Annotated in this window: 18 protein-coding genes; 7 read left to right on the top strand and 11 right to left on the bottom strand. The window is 50.9% G+C overall.

The window, feature by feature from the left end; genetic code table 11:
• Positions 1-108: 108 nt before the first annotated feature.
• Entirely contained in the window at positions 109-564 is a 456-nt protein-coding gene (locus BUB30_RS27470; RefSeq protein ID WP_073140980.1) for a nuclear transport factor 2 family protein, read from the top strand.
• A gap of 72 nt (positions 565-636) precedes the next feature.
• Here the strand turns inward: BUB30_RS27470 and BUB30_RS27465 are convergent, their stop codons facing one another.
• The 6 genes from BUB30_RS27465 to BUB30_RS27440 all read right to left on the bottom strand — a co-directional run bounded on the left by BUB30_RS27465 (position 637) and on the right by BUB30_RS27440 (position 9,185).
• Positions 637-1,284 (bottom strand): hypothetical protein, encoded by a 648-nt coding sequence (locus tag BUB30_RS27465; protein ID WP_073140979.1) that lies wholly within the window; start codon positions 1,282-1,284, stop codon positions 637-639.
• Positions 1,285-1,315: 31 nt separating this feature from the next.
• Positions 1,316-1,771: a hypothetical protein gene (locus tag BUB30_RS27460; RefSeq protein ID WP_073140977.1), complete on the bottom strand. Its 456-nt coding sequence runs from the start codon at positions 1,769-1,771 to the stop codon at positions 1,316-1,318.
• A gap of 52 nt (positions 1,772-1,823) precedes the next feature.
• Entirely contained in the window at positions 1,824-4,916 is a 3,093-nt protein-coding gene (locus tag BUB30_RS27455) for an ATP-binding cassette domain-containing protein (RefSeq protein ID WP_073140975.1), read from the bottom strand.
• 361 nt (positions 4,917-5,277) lie between these two features.
• On the bottom strand, positions 5,278-5,451 hold the full coding sequence (locus BUB30_RS35335) for a hypothetical protein (protein WP_178377213.1): 174 nt from the start codon (positions 5,449-5,451) through the stop codon (positions 5,278-5,280).
• 560 nt (positions 5,452-6,011) lie between these two features.
• Entirely contained in the window at positions 6,012-8,057 is a 2,046-nt protein-coding gene (locus tag BUB30_RS27445) for a carboxy terminal-processing peptidase (protein ID WP_073141273.1), read from the bottom strand.
• A 237-nt stretch (positions 8,058-8,294) separates the two neighbouring features.
• Positions 8,295-9,185, bottom strand: coding sequence for a hypothetical protein (locus tag BUB30_RS27440; protein ID WP_245804188.1), 891 nt, complete (start codon positions 9,183-9,185; stop codon positions 8,295-8,297).
• A 439-nt stretch (positions 9,186-9,624) separates the two neighbouring features.
• Between BUB30_RS27440 and BUB30_RS27435 the strand changes: the two genes are divergently transcribed.
• Positions 9,625-9,879, top strand: coding sequence for a hypothetical protein (locus BUB30_RS27435; protein WP_073140968.1), 255 nt, complete (start codon positions 9,625-9,627; stop codon positions 9,877-9,879).
• Between the two features lie 17 nt (positions 9,880-9,896).
• Positions 9,897-10,124 (top strand): hypothetical protein, encoded by a 228-nt coding sequence (locus BUB30_RS34945; RefSeq protein ID WP_119756451.1) that lies wholly within the window; start codon positions 9,897-9,899, stop codon positions 10,122-10,124.
• A gap of 263 nt (positions 10,125-10,387) precedes the next feature.
• Here BUB30_RS34945 and BUB30_RS27425 read toward each other — a convergent pair whose 3' ends face one another.
• A complete protein-coding gene (locus BUB30_RS27425; RefSeq protein WP_073140964.1) occupies positions 10,388-10,609 on the bottom strand; it encodes a hypothetical protein in 222 nt (73 codons plus the stop codon).
• Positions 10,610-10,730: 121 nt separating this feature from the next.
• Positions 10,731-11,201: a pyrophosphohydrolase domain-containing protein gene (locus BUB30_RS27420; protein WP_073140962.1), complete on the bottom strand. Its 471-nt coding sequence runs from the start codon at positions 11,199-11,201 to the stop codon at positions 10,731-10,733.
• Between the two features lie 162 nt (positions 11,202-11,363).
• On the opposite strand from BUB30_RS27420, the gene BUB30_RS27415 reads away from it, so the two are divergent.
• The 4 genes from BUB30_RS27415 (at position 11,364) to tyrS (ending at position 15,388) form a co-directional block, all read left to right on the top strand.
• The gene (locus tag BUB30_RS27415) at positions 11,364-11,729 is read left to right on the top strand and encodes a hypothetical protein (RefSeq protein WP_073140960.1); all 366 of its coding nucleotides are present in this window, start codon (positions 11,364-11,366) and stop codon (positions 11,727-11,729) included.
• A gap of 105 nt (positions 11,730-11,834) precedes the next feature.
• The gene (locus BUB30_RS27410) at positions 11,835-13,394 is read left to right on the top strand and encodes a SulP family inorganic anion transporter (RefSeq protein WP_073141271.1); all 1,560 of its coding nucleotides are present in this window, start codon (positions 11,835-11,837) and stop codon (positions 13,392-13,394) included.
• 9 nt (positions 13,395-13,403) lie between these two features.
• Positions 13,404-14,057, top strand: coding sequence for a carbonate dehydratase (gene can, locus BUB30_RS27405; protein ID WP_073140958.1), 654 nt, complete (start codon positions 13,404-13,406; stop codon positions 14,055-14,057).
• A 47-nt stretch (positions 14,058-14,104) separates the two neighbouring features.
• Complete coding sequence (tyrS, locus tag BUB30_RS27400) at positions 14,105-15,388, top strand: tyrosine--tRNA ligase (protein WP_073140956.1); 1,284 nt, start codon at positions 14,105-14,107, stop codon at positions 15,386-15,388.
• A 134-nt stretch (positions 15,389-15,522) separates the two neighbouring features.
• On the opposite strand, the gene BUB30_RS27395 is transcribed toward tyrS, so the two are convergent.
• The 3 genes from BUB30_RS27395 to BUB30_RS27385 all read right to left on the bottom strand — a co-directional run bounded on the left by BUB30_RS27395 (position 15,523) and on the right by BUB30_RS27385 (position 19,027).
• Entirely contained in the window at positions 15,523-16,134 is a 612-nt protein-coding gene (locus tag BUB30_RS27395; protein WP_073140953.1) for a porin family protein, read from the bottom strand.
• Positions 16,135-16,256: 122 nt separating this feature from the next.
• Positions 16,257-18,260 carry a urocanate hydratase gene (locus tag BUB30_RS27390; RefSeq protein WP_073140951.1) on the bottom strand — a complete coding sequence of 668 codons (2,004 nt, stop codon included), beginning with the start codon at positions 18,258-18,260 and terminating at the stop codon, positions 16,257-16,259.
• On the bottom strand, positions 18,257-19,027 hold the full coding sequence (locus tag BUB30_RS27385; protein WP_073140949.1) for a patatin-like phospholipase family protein: 771 nt from the start codon (positions 19,025-19,027) through the stop codon (positions 18,257-18,259). Before BUB30_RS27385 ends, BUB30_RS27390 begins: the two co-directional genes overlap by 4 nt.
• Between the last annotated feature and the right edge of the window lie 11 nt (positions 19,028-19,038).

Here is a 19,038-nt window from a genome sequence, read left to right as displayed (position 1 = left end):
TCTCAAAATCTGGTTAAAGAATGAAACGGCAAATTGAGCATTTCGGCACATCGCCTGTTCATCACCGCTGTTAATTTTGTGCCATCAGCAAATTACAAAACACGATTGATGAAAGCGACTGCCATCCTCACCCTGATTTCCGGTGTTGCCTTCTTTTTCGGTTGCCAAGGGCAAAGACCGGCCGATGATCCCGAAAAATTAAAAGTGGTGCTCCTCTCCTATTTTGATGGGATCAAAAACAAGGACTTCAAAAAAATGACCGACGCGACGACCGATGATTTCGTCCTCTATGAAATGGGCCGCGTCTGGAACAATGATAGCGTGTTTAAAGAAATGAAAAAATTTCCCTATACGGTAATCTACAAGTTCGACAATTTTAAAATAACGGCCGACCAGCAATCCGGGCACATGACGTATTTCAATCATGGTGACTTCGCGTTTGACAGTACCCGGCAGAGTTTTGATTGGATCGAGAGCGCCGCCTTTCGAAAAACGGATGAAGGGTGGAAAATGAACTTCTTGCATATTACGGAACGATATAGCCCCGTAGCGCCGCAAAAATGAAAAGATATTTATAGCAGAACTCCTCACACTTCACTTCGCCCTCAAAAAAGCGCCATCGCAGTTCAAATTAAACTAACCAACTTTTATACGCCGAATGAGTTTTATGCCCTCCTCAAATAATTCCTTGTGATTTTCAGGGCTGGACTCATACGCACGCGGGTCCTCGTTGAATTTTCTAAGTGTGACATCAAAGTTTTCCAAGTCATTGCAAAGCATGCATATTGTCAGGAACCGCAGTCTTCTTGGAATACCGCTACCCCCCATGGTTATCCCCTTCTCTTTTGGTTTGTAGTAATCTCCGAGGACGTTATACACCTCGTCAATGTCGAGCAAATCAAGACACCGTTGGTACATCTGAGCCTTAAATGATGATTTGAATTTTTCCATCACCGCGGGAATGGGAGCCCCCTCCTTTCTTAGTTGATGCATAGCCATCATGGTCTCGCCTAGTTGGTATGATACGGTAATGGGCTTAGCGCTGATCTCAAACTTTTGAAACAAGGAGTGGAGTACCTCCTCAACTTTACTGATCGAAATATGAAAAGGTGAAATAAGGTAATCGCCACCGGAGAGGACTTGAAAAAAGAAATCTATAGAATCCCCATCGCGTGCTTTCCAAAAACACAAACCTGGAGGCTCCTCGCGATATTTAAATCCATACGCTTCAAGAAAAGGAGCCAGGTTTTCAATTAACGCTTCTTTGGCTTCAATGGAAAACATGATATAATCAGCGGTTTGAACAGATCACTTCTCAGTGATGATGCTCCCCATGTCCTGCATACCACGCCTCTTGCAGTTCATGGAACATGTCGTGAAGTTCCGTCAACGCATCGCCTACAACCTTATCGTCTGTCGATTTCGAGGTCTCCACAAAGGCCGTTGTTTTTATTTTCAGGGCTTCGAGTTTCGCCTTCACATTCGCATTGTTGACTTTCTCCGGCAGCGGCGCGGCAAGCCATTGCTCAGCGGAAGCAGCCAATTCGGCGGCCTTGGCTTTCGCAGGAGCCAGGTTGGCGCTGTCTTTAAAGGGGTGGAAAGATTCGGCCATGATCATGTGGAAATCGTCCATGGCTTTCCATTCGTCGGCATCGGCGGATGTGGAATCGGTTGCCGTCTCGGTGGCCGTGGTCTCCTTCTTGGTGCCGCAGGCAATGAGAAGGGCAAAGAACAAGGCGGCGAAAAGGGTCTGGGTGAGGTTCTTGATCATGGTTTTAGTCGGTGTTATAGCGTGTGGCAAAAGTACAAAGTCGCGATTTAATTTACTGCTTATCGCGCACGCGATATTTACGGCTGCGTTCCAGACGGCGCATCAGGCGTTTCAACACATCGAAATAAAGCGTGAGGAACAGGAATATCGTCATGCTCCAGATCACGGCTACATTGAAATAAAAAGTGTCGAACGCGAGACCGGCAAATTGCTTGGTCGGCTGGTATAGGTTGGCCGAGAAGTCAAGTTTGTTTTTGGGCTTGTGGTCGTCGACATAGATAGGGTAGATCTTTTGTACCAGCGAGCCGTTGTACTCCACAATGCGATCGGGCGTGCCGATGTTTTCCACCGCGTCGGCGACGGCCTTGTTGGAGTAGCGTTGTCGCAGCACCTCAAAGCGCGCTGCCTTGACGGGGGTTGAGGTCAGTTCCGCGATGCGCTTTTCGCGCTCCCCTGCCGCCCTTCGCCGTTGCATGCTGTAGAATTGCTTGAGGGTCGCCAGAAAGCGCGTGGTCTTTTTATAAACCGTTGAATCGAATTCACCCACCGCGAGCTTGTCCACTTCAGGGAAATTTTCTTTCCCGACGTAGGTTAACTCATTCTCGATCTCCCCTCGGAGAAGATTCAGGGCGTCTACCACATGTTCATCGTTGGTGTGCCGCCAGCTAAAGGGGCGGTTCACCACGTAGGCCAGTTTCGACTCTAGAGCGGGGATGTAGTACACGCGTTTGTATTCGGCTTCCGCCTCACTTTTATCGACGTCGTAGAATTGCTTCTGAAAGGGATTGTCTTTGAACTGCGTGACCATAAACGCCTCGAACGCCCAACGCGACGCCATCACCTCCCCCGCCACCGGCACACCAATGGGCTTGCCCACGCGCGGATTGAATTTATCGAAGCTGATGACCACACCACTCAGCAGCAGTTGCGGGATCACCAACAAAGGAATAAGAATGTAGATCGTCACGGCAGAATTAAAGGACGCCGATATATTCAATCCCAACATGTTGGCAAAACAGGAACAACTGAAAAGGATGAGCCAGTAACGCATCTCCGTCAGCGGTATTTCCAAAATGGTATTTCCCACCAGCAGGAACAGCAAGGTCTGTATAGCCGAAAAAGCAAACATCACGGCCACCTTCGATACCAGGTAGCTACTGCGGCTCAAGTGCAAAAACTCTTCGCGCTTCAGGATCTTGCGGTCGCGGAAAATTTCCTCAGCACTCATCGTGAGGCCGAAAAACAGCGCGACCACCACACTCATAAAGAAGTATACCGGGACGTTGTTATTGTTGTAGAACGTATATACCGGATTGGTTTCGCTCAATACGTTATAATACTTCACCATGAAAGCGATGAAGAACGCCAGCACGGGAGCTTCCAGCAAGTTGATATACAAGTACTGCTTATTGGAAAGCTTCGCCAGCACATCGCGGGTGATGAAGACCTGCAGCTGTTTGGCCCACGCGGGGATGGCCTGTAACACCGGCAGTGATTCCTGCACGTGGTCGACGCGGGGAACTTTGATCTTTTGTTTGAAATATTGATACCACTGACCAGACGAAACCTTTCGCGTATTCGTGAGCCGTCCATATTCATTCACCACCCGCGTCTCGATAATGCTGAACACCTGCTCGGGGTTGATGTTCCCACACTCGGGGCACATGCCCTGTGTTTTGTTGGCGGCATTGATGATGTCGCGAAAATAAATAACAGACTCCACGGGGTTGCCATAATAAATCTGGAAGCCTCCCACGTCCATGATGATGAGCGTGTCGAACATCTTGAAGATATCGGACGACGGTTGGTGAATGACCACAAACACCATCTTGCCCCGGAGCGACAATTCCTTGAGCAAGTCCATGATGTTTTCCGAGTCGCGCGACGAAAGACCGGAAGTAGGCTCGTCCACAAACAAGATCGTGGGCTCCCGAAGCAGCTCCAGGGCAATGTTCACGCGTTTGCGCTGCCCCCCGCTAATGGTCTTGTCCAACGGCGATCCCACACGCAGGTCGCGGATCTCGGACAGGCCGAGGTTCACGAGCACGCGGATGACCACTTCGATCATCTCCTTCTCCGTATAATGGGCGAAGCATAATTTTGCGGCGTAGTATAGATTTTGAAAGACCGTCAGTTCCTCGATGAGCAAGTCGTCCTGCGGGACATAACCGATGATGCCCTGCACTTTTTCCGGGTGCTCGTGGATGTTGATGTCATTGATGAGCACACGGCCGCTGGACGGCTTCTCCGAACCGTTGAGCACATTGAGGAGCGTCGACTTTCCAGAGCCGCTGGCGCCCATGAGGCCGATGAGCTTGCCGCCCTGTTCGGCGATGTTCACGTTTTGAATGCCGGCGCGGCCGCTTTTGAAATGATAGAAAATGTGGTCGGCCGTAAACGAGATATGGGTTTTGCTGGCATCGCTGAGGAATTTGCCAATGATGTCGCTGTAGTAGATCGGCCCGACTTTATCCCCGCGTATGGTGCTACCGGTAGGGAACACATCGATCTTCCGGCTTTTGAGGAGGATGCTGTTCAAATACAGGGTAGTGATACCAAGGTATTTGATAAAGTAGGTATCCGCATCCTGCAGCCTCAGGATGGCGATGAGGCCCGTCAGATCTTTTTCAATGATGCGTGGTCCGGGATACTCCCCCGAACCTTCGTCGATGATGAGCACTTGTTTGCTGGCGAGCTCGTCGATGTCGTGGCCCGTCACAAACGCCTGGAGGGCCTGGACGTCGGCCTGGGGTATTTTGAGGGCCTGGCCGATATAAAAGATGAGGTTGCCCTGGCGATCCGAAATAACGTCTTCGGCAAACACGAGCTCGATGATCTTGACGATGAGCACGACCTTCTGCTGCATGGTGAGGGCCTGGTTCACCTGCTTGACGATCTTCATGATCTTGGCCCAATCGTCTACAAACTGCTGGGTTTCGGCATCGAGGCTGCTGAGCTCCTGGCGGGACTCGATCTCGTGAGAGGCGGCGAATTCGTCGAAGAGTTTCAGGTAATAGTTCGTGGCCTCCCGGCTGAGGTGGAGGCTGAGGAATTCTTTGATGTTGGTGCGCTCGGCTTCGGTAATCCTCTCACGGGCAACGATAGCAAAGAGCTGCAATATGGCTTTGAGTAATTCTTCACTCATGGATCTAGGCAATGAGCCCCTAAAATAGCTTTTAAAAAATGGAAATTAAAGGTATTGGGGTTCAGGAAAATGTGGGAATCTTCTCGGCGGAATACACCAACAAGGACGTTGCGAGCTAACCGTTTGGGTTACAAGCATTATACGGCGAGAGGTGGTCGGGGGGTTGTGGGTTGAGGGGAAAAAGTATGGGCGGGTTTGGGAGGATGATGACGAAAACGGCTGGTTTTGGTGGCGATGGAAATGACGAATGGGTTGACTTTGAGCGGGTGGGGCTGGCCTTTGTCCGTGAAGCACACAAAAAGACCTGGGTTGGTGGCGGGCATCAATCGTGGTGCGCAGAGCGCGGAGCAGGTGTTTCTTTCTAGCGGACCAATTTCAAATCGTAGGGCATGTCGCTGAGCTTGATGACGCTCAATTCGTCGCCGGACCGGATGTGGATGACGGTCTGGCCTTCATTGTCTTCGCCGATCTGAGTGATGATCCAGTGCCGTCCCTCGTGCTCGATGACGGTACCTTCTTTTACGGTGATCTCCATGGTAGTTTTTGGTTAATTCTAAACTGTCAACACCATTGCAGCCATCACAAACAAAGATTCATCGCCCCCGATTGGCCTCCATCACCAACAAGATTCGACGGCGATCCCCATATAACACCAGAAACCGAATTGTGGCTCCCCCATTTCCAAAAAAATTGCGCCCAATCGTTTCAAAATTTAAACTCCCCTCGATTATTGCCCACCCCCCTTTGTTGGGGTCCCACCAACAAAGCCCTCTCAGCTACCCGCACACAACCCGGAAAACCCCAAATCCCCCGCCTTTGTTGGTGTTCTTCACCAACAAAATTTGTGTGGACACACCTGTAATGTGGGGAAACCCGATTGCTGCCCAACATTTTGATCTCCATCCTTGATGCCGACCACGCACCCATATACACAATTGTGGGTTGATAAAATGCCGGCTCTGGCAAAGTGGGTGGAAGCGATTCTTGTTGGTGAAGAACACCAACAAGGGCGGGGCGAAGGTTTGTTTGGTCGGGCAAAAAAAAGAAACCATCTCACGATGGTCTCTTTTCTGATTTCATTTCAAATATTTTTGATTATCCCACTTTCGTGTTGATCAAATCACCAAGCACAAACAAACCTTCCCGGAGATATTCATCATCCAGTTCAAGCACGTTGGTAGGTTTGCCTTCCTTGCCAACGATCTTAGTATCGAGTTTGTCGTTCGCAGCTTTCTTCTTTTCAGCTTCTTCCATTTCCTTTTTGCGGACGGCCTCGTTTAGGGAGATCGTGGTTTCTTTAAAGTTTTTGCGCTGCTCTACGGTTTCCTCCACGTAGCGTTGCAGGGTGGGTTCCGTTTTCAACCGTTCCTGGTAGGCCTTGTTCAGGTTGGCGATGACGCGGTCGTTGAGGACGGTAGTCTTTTGAAAAAGCGTGCCCCTGATCTCATCCCAGGGCATGGCGCTGGGGCTGGAACTCTCGCCGAATTGTTCGGGGTCGAGGGCGGTGGGGAAGCTCACATCGGGCGTGACGCCTTTGTGCTGCGTGCTGCTGCCTGTGACGCGGTAGAATTTCTGGAAGGTGATCTTCAACTCCCCTACTTTGTTTTTGGGGTCGTTGATGAAGCGGTTCAGATCAACAATGGTCTGAACGGTACCCTTGCCATAGGTGGATTCGCCCACGATGACGCCGCGTTTGTAGTCCTGTATGGCACCGGCAAAGATCTCCGATGCGGATGCGCTGAAGCGGTTGGTCATCACGACCAACGGACCGCTATACGCAATGGTCGGGTCGTCGTCCTGGCCGACATCAATTTTGTTGGCAGAGTTCTTCACTTGCACCACGGGACCGTCTTTGATAAAGAGGCCGGTGAGGTCGATGGCTTCGGTGAGGGAGCCACCGCCGTTGTTGCGCAGGTCAAGCACGACGCCGTCTACTTTGTCGACCTGCAATTCTTTGAGCAGGCGTTTCACGTCGCGCGTGGTGCTGGTGTAATTGGGATCACCTTTTTGGTAGGCTTCAAAATCCATATAGAAGCTCGGCAGGGTGATGATGCCCAGCTTGAGGTTCCGGCCATTCTTATTGTAGTTGATGACGCTCTTTTTGGCTTGCTGGTCTTCCAGCTTGATCTTGTCGCGCACCAGGGTGATGACCTTGGAGGGGCCGGTCACACCGGTTTCGGTGGGCAGGATCTGGAGCTTCACGGTCGTGCCTTTGGGGCCTTTGATGAGCTTCACTACGTCGTCGATGCGCCAGCCGATCACGTCCACCAACTCGCCGTCGCTGCCTTGGGCTACGCCGATGATCTTGTCGTTCACGTTGATGAGCTTGCTCTTGTCGGCGGGACCGCCGGTGATCACTTCAGCGACACGGGTATAATCATTTTCGGTTTGCAGACGGGCACCGATGCCTTCCAGCGAGAGGCTCATCTGTTGCTGAAATACTTCAGCGGCCTTTGGTGACAGGTAACTGGTGTGTGGATCGTAGGCTTCGGTGATGGTGTTCATGTACATGCTGAACACATCTTCGCTGTTGAATTGCTGTATGGATTTGGCAAAGCGATCGTAACGCTCGTTGAGTGTTTTTTCGATTTCAGCCTGAGTCTTGCCGGCAAGCTTAAGACTGAGGGCCTGGCTTTTGATGATCTTGCGCCACACTTCGTCCAGTTCTGCGTCATTCTTGCACCAGGGCTCTTTGTCGCGGTCGGTTTCGTAGGATTCCTGGACCGTGTAATCAAAAGCCTGGGGAATGAGCTTGGTCTTGATATAGCTCATGCGGGTGGCAAATCGCTTTCGGAAGACCTTATAGATGTCGTAAGCGGGGTCTACGTTTTCCGCCTTGGTGAGGTCGTCGATCTTTGTCCGGTATTTTTCAAATGCGGCCAGGTCGGGCGCGGTAAAATAAGTCTTATTGTTATCCAGGCTCTTCACATAACCGTCGAGGATGGCCGACGACAGGGAGTCGTTGAGGCTCAGTTTGCGGTAGTGGTTGTTGTCCAGGATATAGGCCATCACTTTCGCTTCTTTTCCATACACCGCGCTGGGTTTCAGGGCCGTAGTATCCGCTACGCCGGTCGCACCTTGTGCGGCCTGAGCGGTCCATAGTACAGTGGCGATTGCCGCCGCTAAAAAAGTTCTTTTCATGTCGTCTTTACATTTCATTTCTGCCTTTGTGACACCTCAACCGGGGACTTTCCCCGGCATGTTTCAAAAATCCAGCTTCACGCCTCTTCGGGGGTCACTTCAGGCTAATTCTGTTCTCTAGGGCAAATGTTATGCCTCGCTTTTTTCTCTGGAACGTAAAAGTGAGCATTTCGATCGTCCTGTACCCGCGATATACCACAAAACGTGGAATGGTTATGTCGCCGGTTCTTTTCTTCGTTAAGGTTTTTCGGAGTCGTATTCTTCCAGGAATTTCTGGGCCTGTCCCACGCTTTGAAACTCAAAGAATTTCTTCCCTCCGGTATTGGTTTGGATCTCCAGTCGTATCATTTCCACATTCTTGCTGCGGCGGAAGGCCATGCGGGGGGAGTTTTTGTAATCGTCGGCTTCGCGGGTGGAAATGTTGAAGGCTGTGGCGCGCACAGACTTGCAATAGTAACATTGATAGTGTTTTATGAGTTCGCCGGGGCCGTCGGGACCGGGCTCTTTGGTGATCTCTTCGCGCACCACTTTCATGGTGTAGAAACCGCAGCTGTTGCAGCGGAGGGCCTGGAGGTGTCCCGGATATTTCTCGATCTTCACTTCACCGCTCCGCTCATCGATCCACACGTCATAGTCGATGGAGAACGCGCTTTCTTCCGCCTTCATGCCCTCTTCCAGGTGCACGTCTTCCTCCTCTTCGCTCAGCAATCGCAATGTATTGCCGGTTTTTCCTTTGCGGGGCATGAAACGCCACTTGCGGAGTTTCCGATTGAGAATGGTGGGATAATAATAGTCCAAAATCAGGAAAGCAACATAGGCGATGAGCGTGCCGCCGGCAATGGAAATGAAGAGGCGCACAAAGAACCATACTCCGATCGTAAACAGTTTCCCCATGCCATACAGGTTGATGATCAGCATGGCAGCGATGCCAAAGCAGAGGAACACTTTTTTATAGTTCTTGATCTCGTGGGTATTGATGTAGTCGTACTTCCCCTTATAGTCCCGGATGGTCGATATCCGCAGGTTGTGCATGATGTAGATGAGGATTCCGATGGCGGCCACGGCGATGGCGCCGACGATCATGCTGAGATGCCAAATTTGTAGAAATGGGCTGGTTTCAGTTTGCATTAGAGAGAGCTTATAAAGGTTAGTTTTGCGGTTGATTAGTGCTTTTAAAGATAAGCATTAAAACGAATTCGCTTCTTCGGGCGTACGCATCGTTCCTAAAAAATTATGCTCCTTTTAACATGTCGGGAAGCGTTGTGTTGTGGGTCAAAGAATTTTCAGGAGGATGATCACGCAAAAGCCGTGACGCCCTCGGATACTCGTTAAGGTTCGTCAAAGGCTATGAAGTTCAGACAGCGCCCCGATCCTGGTTTCTATTCCTCTGGCCAAAACATTGATAATCAATGGCCTTCCTGATGCACTCGGGAGAGCGGATTGTGCAGCTATACCCTGCTTTCTGCCTCCAGTTATGCTATGAAGTCATATAGGTGTGAAAAATTGCACAGTTTCCCTTGGTTTCCTGAAAGGGAAAATCTATCATTGTGTAATAATACACAATTCTATGTCAGATTTCGACCGTAAGAAAATTGAGATGGACCTGTTGGCGTTCACTGCCAGAAACTTCCAAAGGCCCGCAGAATGCAGGAATCTGGAGCAAATCCGGTTCTATGTGCGCGAACTTTGCCTCAAGATCGAGGAACTGGAAAAGCGGTTCAGCTATGTGCCAAATTGCGCATATGCGTTGCTGGCACAATACAATTCCCGTCAGAATTCGATGCTTCATATGGATTTCCGAAACGCTTATCATGGGATGTAAGCCATGCCCAGCCCACTATGAGGTATATCCCCTCTCCCATTCCCCTTCAATTCAGCTTTGTCTATAGCGCCACGGCCAATGCGTCCGGCCGTATGCAATATCATAAGATCAAACCGGGGCACAGCAAGCTCCGGATCAGCCGTTCGGAATTCATAAAAGCCTACAACGACTCGCCTATCCTGGCTATTAATCCGATGCAACTGCGGGGGCAGGATGCGGTTTTTCAGTTTGAGTTTTATATCTAGGCCCAGTCGCTCTTCAAGCCATTTCTTAAGATTGCGCCAATGATCAAGATTTGTTTCTAACCTTTCTATGAGGCCTCCTGGTTATTTTATAGTCGTTAAACGGGGCGCATATTCTGGCTTCCCTTTTTGTTGCCGGAACTGCCTATCCAATTCCCTGTTTTTTTTTGTGTAGTGAATAATGCCGGCAACAAGAGGCACCATGCCTCCCAGGAACACACCGCCGATTATCAAATACGAAAACCAATCACTCGAATACCATGCATTCATTTTAGTAGCTTTTCAGTGTTACTATAAACTTTTAACCCCAATATTCCAGCGGTTATGCCAAAAGCCATACCGCCAAATGCTAGAATTGCCTCTGTGACCGCATCGATGCCGTCAGCAATTAACGATAATGCACCGCCTCCCGTTGTGATGAACAATAAAACCAGAAGCTTGGTGATTTCCGTGTTAAACTTTATGCGCTCTTTTACCTTTTCGTCCAATTTCCATAACTGTTAACGTGAAAAGGGTCACACGAATTTCAACATATTTTCATGAAATAGCAACCTGTCATGACCCAGGTATCCAATACGCAAATCATTTCGACTTCTTGAAAAAGAACAACTACTTCGCGATGATGCTCTCCAGGTCGGCGGGGCTGTAGTTGATGCTCTTCAGGGTTTTGTTGTCGGACGTGCGGTAGATGAGAAACTTGCCGGCTTCTTCGCGGTAGTAGCATTCGGTGCCGTCTTTCTTTTTGTAGTGGTCGATGGTGGCCTGGGCTTCTTCGAGGGTGTTGCAGGCTTTGCTCATGTTGGAGCGTTGCACCTCGTCGAAGAGGGTCTTGAATTTTTCGCCGAGTCCAAATTCCAGGATGGCGCCGGAGAGCACGTACTGGATGTCGCAGAGGGCATCGGCCACCGATACGATGTCCTTTTCGAGGATGGCCACTTCGAGTTCTTTCAGCTCTTCGGCGATGAGGGCCACCCGGAGACGGCAGCGGTTCTCGTCGGGGATGGTGGGACTTGGAAGAATGGGGTGTTTAAAGGTCTGGTGGAATTGGGCTACAGCGTTGAGCGTTTCGGGTTGATTCATTGCGATGACAAGGTTCGTTAGTGGTGGCCAAAAATAATAGATAAGATTTAACATTGCGCGAACCCACGGATTATCAATTCCTTGGCCCGATTGTTGCAAAATCCGCAACGAACGACGGGAAATCTATCCGTCAAAACACAAATTTTGGACTATCTTTGCACGATGAATCTCTGGAGACCCACCCTGCTACGTCGCATCCTGACGGCCTTTACGGGGCTTGTGTTTATCAACATGAGCTTCTTTCTGGTCGAAATGAACGCGCTCGAGCTCCGGAAAAAGAACAAAGTGTTGTGGGAAAATATGGTGAAGGTGTTTGCCGGCGTCAATGAAGAAGAAAAAGGTGGCGACGGAGAATTAGCCGACGAAGCCGACGTACTGACCAGGGAAATTGACCTGGAAGCGAACGTACTCACCTCCATCACCTTGCATTTCGTTATCGTCACCAAGCCTGTTGTTCACATTGAAGGCGCAGCCCTGCGACCCGGGGTCTTCGACATCCAGAATCCCCCTCCCGAATCTTTCGCATAAGTTATTTTTTGACACCGGTACTCTTCCCGTGTTGAGTTTGAATTGGCCATCCATAAAGCATGCGGTGTGCCGAAGTATTCATTCCATTTTTTCTATTTTATTTATATGCGAAACGTATCAAATCCACTTGGGAATCTTTCCCATGATATTCCTGCCAGTATAGTCGTCTTTCTGGTAGCATTACCGTTGTGTTTGGGGATTGCGCTGGCATCGGGCGCACCCATGTTTGCCGGGATCATTGCCGGTATTGTCGGAGGACTTGTCATCGGGTCGCTCAGTGGCTCGCAGGTGAGTGTGAGCGGGCCCGCGGCGGGACTCACTACTATTGTGATCGCCGCTATTCACGACCTGGGGTCGTTCCAGGTCTTTTTGTGCGCGGTGGTACTGGCCGGCGCCATTCAAATTGTATTGGGTTTTGTAAAGGCCGGATCGATTGGCCACTTCTTTCCGTCGGCGGTCATCAAAGGTATGCTGGCGGCCATCGGTATCATCCTCATCCTGAAGCAAGTGCCTCACGCACTGGGCTATGACCGCGACTTCGAAGGCGATGAAAGCTTCGACCAGCCCGACGGTCAGAATACGTTCACCGAGATCATGAATGCCTGGGACTACGTTACCCCCGGCGCCATCCTGATCTGCCTGTTGTCGATCGCCATCATCATTCTGTGGGAAAGACCGCAATTGAAAAAATATGCATTTTTCCAGTGGGTACCTTCTCCGCTGGTGGTCGTGCTCCTGGGCATTTCCGCCAATCTCCTCTTCGAGCATTCCGTGCCCTTCCTCGACATTCCTGCAGAGCACCTGGTGGCCATCCAGGCGTCGACAGGGGTCTCGGATTTTCTGGGGCAGCTCACATTCCCCGATTTCAGTGCACTGACCAACTCCAAGGTCTATTTCACAGCCATAACCCTGGCGCTAGTGGCCAGCCTGGAGAGCCTGCTAAGCCTGGAGGCGGCCGACAAAATGGATCATTTCAAACGCACTACACCTCCCAACCGGGAGTTGAAAGCTCAAGGCATCGGCAACATGATCTCAGGACTCCTCGGCGGGTTGCCCATCACAGCGGTAATTGTGCGCAGTTCGGCCAACATTTCGTCAGGGGGCCGCTCGCGGGCCTCCACCATCCTGCATGGTATGTGGCTTTTGCTGGCCGTCATTTTGATCCCCCGGTTTCTGAATCTCATTCCCCTCGCCTGCCTGGCGGCCATCCTCATCATGACCGGGTTCAAGCTCACCAAGCCCCAGCTTTATGTGGACATGTTCCGCAAGGGTATCGGCCAGTATCTGCCCTTCATTGTCACCGTGGTCGCCATTTTGTTTACCAACCTTTTGATTGGTATTTTTATCGGCATTATCGTAGGTGTTTTCTTTGTGTTGCGGTCTAACTTCCAGGAAGCGTTGTCGCTGGTGAAGCACGGTGAGAATTATTTGCTGCGCATGCACAAAGACGTCTCTTTCCTGAATAAAGCCTTGCTACGCCAAACTTTTGAGAAAATTCCACGGAATACAAACCTGATCATCGACGGTGGAGATTCACAATTCATCGACGCGGACATCATCGAGACCATCGAAGACTTTATGCTGAACGCTCCGAGCCGTCACATTCAAGTAGAAATAAAAAAGAGTTACGCTTCCCTGAACGATTTCTTTCGCAAACACGACTAATAAACCCATATGGATTCTTACAATAGACTTTTATTGCAAAACCAGGCTTGGTCTGAAGAAAAAACCAAACACGACCACGATTTTTTCATACGCAACCAATACACGCAGTCGCCCGATTTTTTGTGGATCGGGTGCAGCGATAGTCGCGTTCCCGCCAATGAGATCACCGGTACCGATCCGGGCGAGATCTTCGTGCACCGGAACATCGCCAACATGGTGGTGCACTCGGACATGAACATGCTGAGCGTGCTCGACTATGCGGTGACGATCCTGAAAGTGAAACACGTGATCGTCTGTGGCCACTACGGCTGCGGCGGCGTGAAAGCGGCCATGAACAATGACCAATATGGCCTGATCGACAACTGGTTGCGCCACATCAAAGATGTCTACCGTTTCCATAGCGACGAGTTGGAAGCCATAACCGACGAAAACGAGCGGTTCAAGCGCCTGGTGGAAGTGAACGTGATGGAGCAGGTTTTTGACTTGAGCAAGACCAGCATCATCCAAAACGCCTGGCGCGAGCGCAACTCGCCCTATGTGCACGGCTGGGTATACGACCTGGAAACCGGCCTGATCAAGGACCTGGAGGTGACCATGAACAGCACCTCCGAGATCCCTCCCATCTACCACATTGCCAGCAAAGTGGTGAAGGGCACCAAATAAGGGCGCAGGGTAAAATTTCATATATTTGCGCCCAATTGAATTTTGAGATGACGAAGAATTTTGTTGAAGAGCTTCGCTGGCGCGGTATGTTACACGATGTGATGCCCGGCACCGAGGAACAGTTGAACAAGGAACGCACGAGCGGCTACATCGGCTTCGATCCGACGGCCGATTCGCTACACATTGGCCACCTGGCCCAGATCATGACGCTGCTCAATTTCCAAAAGGCGGGCCACAAGCCTTACGCCCTGGTGGGCGGCGCGACGGGCATGGTGGGCGATCCGTCGGGCAAGTCGCAGGAACGCAACCTGCTGTCGGAAGATGTGTTGACCCACAACGTGGCGTGCGTGAAGCAGCAGTTGGAAAAATTCCTGGACTTCAGTGGCGACAATGCCGCGGAGATGGTGAACAACTATGACTGGTTCAAAGACTTCAAATTTCTGGATTTTATCCGCGACGTGGGTAAACACATCACCGTAAATTATATGATGGCCAAAGACTCCGTGCAAAAACGCCTGGAGTCGGGGCTGTCGTTTACGGAGTTTACCTATCAGCTGGTGCAAGGCTATGATTTTTATTGGCTGAATGCGCACAAGGGCTGCAAGCTGCAAATGGGTGGTTCGGACCAATGGGGCAATATTGTGACCGGAACTGAATTGATCCGGCGCAAATCGGGTGGCGATGCGTTTGCGTTGACCACCAAACTCATCACCAAGGCCGACGGCACCAAGTTTGGCAAAACAGAAGGCGGCAACGTGTGGCTCGATCCGAAGAAGACGTCCCCCTATACCTTTTATCAATATTGGTTGAATACTTCGGATGAAGATGCCGCGAACTTTATCAAGATCTTTACGCAACTAACACGCGAAGAAATTGAAGCTTTGCTGGCGGAACATGCAACGGCCCCCCACCTGCGCAAATTGCAGCATGTGTTGGCAAAAGACATCACTACGCGCGTTCACTCAGTGGAGGAATTCGACAAGGCGGTACAGGCTACCAATATTCTTTTTGGCAACGCGACCACCGACGAACTGAAGAGTATTGACGAGCGCACGTTGTTGGAGCTGTTTGCTGGCGTGCCTCAGACCACCATTTCCAAGGCTGCTTTGGAAACTTGTGCCAACGTAACGGAACTGCTGTCCGTCGCCACGAATAGTTTGGTGTTTGCCTCTAAGGGTGATGCACGGAAAATGATTCAGGCGGGCGGTGTGAGTATCAATAAAGCCAAGGTCGCCGATCCGAATCATGCCGTGGCATTTGATCTTTTGCAGGGTAAGTATTTATTGGCGCAGAAAGGAAAGAAGAATTATTATCTGATTGTGGTGGAGTAGCATTTTCACCACCTCACCTTCGCTAAAGCTTCGACGGCGCCCTCCTTCGCTAAAGCTTCGGCGGGCAAACAGAGAATACATAAAAAAAGCCGCAAGATGATCTTGCGGCTTTTTTATTGTCAGTATTCCGAGCTTTAATTTCCTTTGCCGAATTTGATCAGTTTGTAGCCTACTGAAATTTGCCAAACCTGATTTTTGGTTTCATACGCGGCCTGATCGCTTACGTCGCTTAGACCTAAGTTATAGCGGCCATCGATGGTAAGACCAAAAGGCAAATCCCAACCCACACCCATCGCGAGGCTGACGTCGGATTTTTTATAGGCATTTTTAAAATCTTGCGTGGAATTTATGGGTTCACCCGTAACCGGATTATAATCAGACTCGGCCTTGGTCAGGAAACCGAACTGAGGACCTGCCTGGAGGTTAATGCCGGCCACAGTATAAAGTTTAACCATGATGGGGATGTTTATGTAGCTGTAATTGGCATTCAAGTCATTCCCCTGGACTTTGATCTTTGAACCTTGTTGTGAGAAAAGGATTTCGGGCTGAATTCCTATCTTCGAAAACTTCATAAGTACAAACCCGCCTGCATGCCATCCTGTTCTTGCTTTATATGTTGCGCCGGGATCCGACACATTCAAGTTTGCAAAGTTAGGCCCCCCCTTGATACCGATGGCGAACTGCGCTTGCGCATAGGCCCCTGCGGAAGCGGCTATAAAAGCTAATACAATAATGATTTTTTTCATACTGGTTAAGTTTTTTAACTACAGGCAAAGATAGTGCCTTAAACTGCAAAATACCGGCCGTTCAGCGGTGGTTTTTACTTGTTAACGTCCTGACTAGCTATAAAGTATCTCTGACTCCTGGCTTAACCCAATCTATCCAAAAAAGCATCATCAACGCTGTGGGCAAACGTCAATGTCATGCCGGTGCCTTTTGTTTGTTCTTGTTGCGCTGTCCACTGAGCGTTTTTATTGCGTGCCCAGGCTCTGCGTGCGATGCCGTTGTTAACATCGTAATATAATATGTTGCGCAATTTGCGCGTGGCATCCGGTGTGCCGTCGAGCACGAGGCCGAAGCCGCCGTTCATCACTTCTCCCCAGCCCACGCCGCCCCCGTTGTGGAGCGATACCCAGGTGGCGCCGCGGAAAGAGTCGCCGATGACGTTGTGTACGGCCATGTCGGCCGTGAAGCGTGAACCGTCGTAGATGTTGGACGTTTCGCGGTAGGGACTGTCGGTACCTGATACGTCGTGATGGTCGCGGCCCAATACTACCGGGCCGATCTTTCCTTCTGCTACGGCTTTGTTAAAAGCTTCAGCAATTTTAATGCGACCTTTTGCGTCGGCGTAAAGAATTCTTGCCTTTGAGCCTACGACGAGCTTGTTTTGTTTGGCCTGGCGGATCCATTGTAGGTTGTCCTTCAACTGTTGTTGAATTTCTTCCTCAGCTTGGGTTAATATTTCCTGCAGCACATCGGCGGCCAACGCATCGGTAAAGTCGAGGTCACTGTCTTTGCCCGAGGTGCACACCCAACGGAAGGGACCAAATCCGAAGTCAAAACACAAAGGCCCCATGATGTCCTGTACGTAGGAAGGGTAACGGAAATTGATGCCGTCCTCTGCCATCACGGCAGCGCCGGCACGGGACGCTTCCAGAAGAAATGCATTGCCGTAGTCAAAGAAATAGGTGCCTTTCGCCACATGTTTTGCAATGGAGGCTGCCTGCCTGCGCAGCGACTCCTCCACCTTTTTTTTGAATACACTTGGGTTGCTCACCATGAGTGCATTTGACTCTTCCAACGACAGGCCTACGGGATAATAGCCGCCCGCCCAAGGATTGTGCAACGACGTTTGGTCGGAGCCCAATGCCACATGAATATTTTCAGCATCAAATTTCTCCCATACATCAACAATGTTGCCGTGATAAGCAAGCGAGACCACTTCCTTTGCGGCTTGCGCTTTTCGTACCCGGACCACTAAGGCCTCCAGTGTGCCAACGATCTCATCTACCCATCCCTGCTCATGTCGCTTGTGTACGGCCTTGCCATTCACTTCCGCCACGACGGAAATACATCCTGCAATGTTTCCTGCCTTCGGCTGCGCACCACTCATGCCGCCCAATCCTGACGTGAGAAAGATCTTGCCCTCCAATCCTTCGCCCTGGCGGCTGATGTTTCTGCCTGCATTGAGCACCGTTATGGTGGTTCCGTGAACGATGCCCTGTGGGCCAATGTACATGTAGGAACCTGCTGTCATCTGCCCGTATTGCGTCACGCCGAGGGCATTGTATTTTTCCCAATCGTCGGGTTTGGAATAGTTGGGGATCATCATGCCGTTGGTCACCACCACGCGCGGCGCCTCGGCGGAGGAAGGGAACACGCCCATGGGGTGGCCGGAATACATGTGCAGCGTTTGCTCGTCGGTGAGGTTGGCGAGGTATTGCATGGTCAGTAAATACTGGGCCCAGTTTTGAAACACAGCCCCGTTGCCACCATAGGTGATCAGTTCCTGCGGGTGCTGCGCCACGGCGGGGTCGAGGTTGTTCTGGATCATGAGCATGATCGCCGCGGCATGCAACGAACGGTGTGGGTAGTCGGTGATGGGCCGCGCATGCATCGCATAGTCGGGACGGAAGCGATACATGTAGATGCGGCCATAGGTGATCAGCTCGTCGTAAAACTCTTTTGCCAGGACAGCGTGATGCCGGGGATGGAAATAGCGAAGGGCGTTGCGCACGGCCAGCTTCTTTTCCTCGGCGGTGAGGATGTCTTTGCGCTTGGGCGCATGGCTGACGGCGGGGTCGATAGGTTTAGGCTGGGGCAACGCATCGGGTATGCCCTGCAGGATCTCTTGTTGGAAGGTTAGGCTCATGGTCGCTTCGGGTTTATCCTGAAATCTTCCGGTTTGAAATTTTCTTTGGTGTAGTGGTAGCCGGTCTCAAAAAGGTCTTTCGCCTTGCTCACATCAAAACCGCTCACGCCTCCGGCGCCTGGGGGATCGATCAACACGTCGCACAACGCTCTGCTGGTCGCGGTGTTGCCGTTGACGGCGATCATGAGGCTTCGCTCGATGACGGACCGGAAATTCAACGTATTGAAATTACCCCGGATGAAATTGCAATTGACCCCAATCAACAGGTCGCACGCGCCGCGGATGCTGTGGGCGGGCAAATTGTCGGTGATGCCTCCATCCACAAAGATCTTGTCATCGAATTGAATGGGGTTGAACACGAGGGGCACGCAACACGATGCCAGGATCGTGGGAATCAATTCGCCTTTTGTGAAATACTCGGTGGTACCCTGCCCGATGTTTGTGGTGGCGACGGTCATGGGCAGCTTCAGTGCTTCGAAATTGTTTTCGGGCATGTATTTCTGGAGGACATCGCGGAGTCCATCCAAACTCAGCAAACCTTTCATGGTCCACGCCGGACGGAGCGACCGAAGAAAACTGGTGGTGAGAATGATGTCCATGATCTTGTCGGCAGAATAACCATACGCGTACAATGACCCCACAATGGAGCCCGCACTGGTGCCGGCCACAACGTCGATCTTCACTCCAAATTCTTCCAATGCTTTCAACACGCCAATGTGCGAGATCCCCCGCGCACCGCCGCCTGACAATACCAATCCGATTTTCATGTCTCTAATGG

The sequence above is a fragment of the Chryseolinea serpens genome, assembly GCF_900129725.1.
Classification (GTDB): domain Bacteria; phylum Bacteroidota; class Bacteroidia; order Cytophagales; family Cyclobacteriaceae; genus Chryseolinea; species Chryseolinea serpens.
The sequence above is the reverse complement of the archived record's forward strand: the minus strand, read 5'-3'. Positions and strand labels throughout refer to the sequence as shown.

What these genes read in the sequence shown, in the direction of transcription:
- BUB30_RS27470 (WP_073140980.1), top strand. Translation starts at nt 109, where the DNA reads ATGAAAGCGACTGCCATCCTCACCCTGATTTCCGGTGTTGCCTTCTTT.
- BUB30_RS27465 (WP_073140979.1), bottom strand. Translation starts at nt 1,284, where the DNA reads ATGTTTTCCATTGAAGCCAAAGAAGCGTTAATTGAAAACCTGGCTCCT.
- BUB30_RS27460 (WP_073140977.1), bottom strand. Translation starts at nt 1,771, where the DNA reads ATGATCAAGAACCTCACCCAGACCCTTTTCGCCGCCTTGTTCTTTGCC.
- BUB30_RS27455 (WP_073140975.1), bottom strand. Translation starts at nt 4,916, where the DNA reads ATGAGTGAAGAATTACTCAAAGCCATATTGCAGCTCTTTGCTATCGTT.
- BUB30_RS35335 (WP_178377213.1), bottom strand. Translation starts at nt 5,451, where the DNA reads ATGGAGATCACCGTAAAAGAAGGTACCGTCATCGAGCACGAGGGACGG.
- BUB30_RS27445 (WP_073141273.1), bottom strand. Translation starts at nt 8,057, where the DNA reads ATGAAAAGAACTTTTTTAGCGGCGGCAATCGCCACTGTACTATGGACC.
- BUB30_RS27440 (WP_245804188.1), bottom strand. Translation starts at nt 9,185, where the DNA reads ATGCAAACTGAAACCAGCCCATTTCTACAAATTTGGCATCTCAGCATG.
- BUB30_RS27435 (WP_073140968.1), top strand. Translation starts at nt 9,625, where the DNA reads ATGTCAGATTTCGACCGTAAGAAAATTGAGATGGACCTGTTGGCGTTC.
- BUB30_RS34945 (WP_119756451.1), top strand. Translation starts at nt 9,897, where the DNA reads ATGAGGTATATCCCCTCTCCCATTCCCCTTCAATTCAGCTTTGTCTAT.
- BUB30_RS27420 (WP_073140962.1), bottom strand. Translation starts at nt 11,201, where the DNA reads ATGAATCAACCCGAAACGCTCAACGCTGTAGCCCAATTCCACCAGACC.
- BUB30_RS27415 (WP_073140960.1), top strand. Translation starts at nt 11,364, where the DNA reads ATGAATCTCTGGAGACCCACCCTGCTACGTCGCATCCTGACGGCCTTT.
- BUB30_RS27410 (WP_073141271.1), top strand. Translation starts at nt 11,835, where the DNA reads ATGCGAAACGTATCAAATCCACTTGGGAATCTTTCCCATGATATTCCT.
- can (WP_073140958.1), top strand. Translation starts at nt 13,404, where the DNA reads ATGGATTCTTACAATAGACTTTTATTGCAAAACCAGGCTTGGTCTGAA.
- tyrS (WP_073140956.1), top strand. Translation starts at nt 14,105, where the DNA reads ATGACGAAGAATTTTGTTGAAGAGCTTCGCTGGCGCGGTATGTTACAC.
- BUB30_RS27395 (WP_073140953.1), bottom strand. Translation starts at nt 16,134, where the DNA reads ATGAAAAAAATCATTATTGTATTAGCTTTTATAGCCGCTTCCGCAGGG.
- BUB30_RS27390 (WP_073140951.1), bottom strand. Translation starts at nt 18,260, where the DNA reads ATGAGCCTAACCTTCCAACAAGAGATCCTGCAGGGCATACCCGATGCG.
- BUB30_RS27385 (WP_073140949.1), bottom strand. Translation starts at nt 19,027, where the DNA reads ATGAAAATCGGATTGGTATTGTCAGGCGGCGGTGCGCGGGGGATCTCG.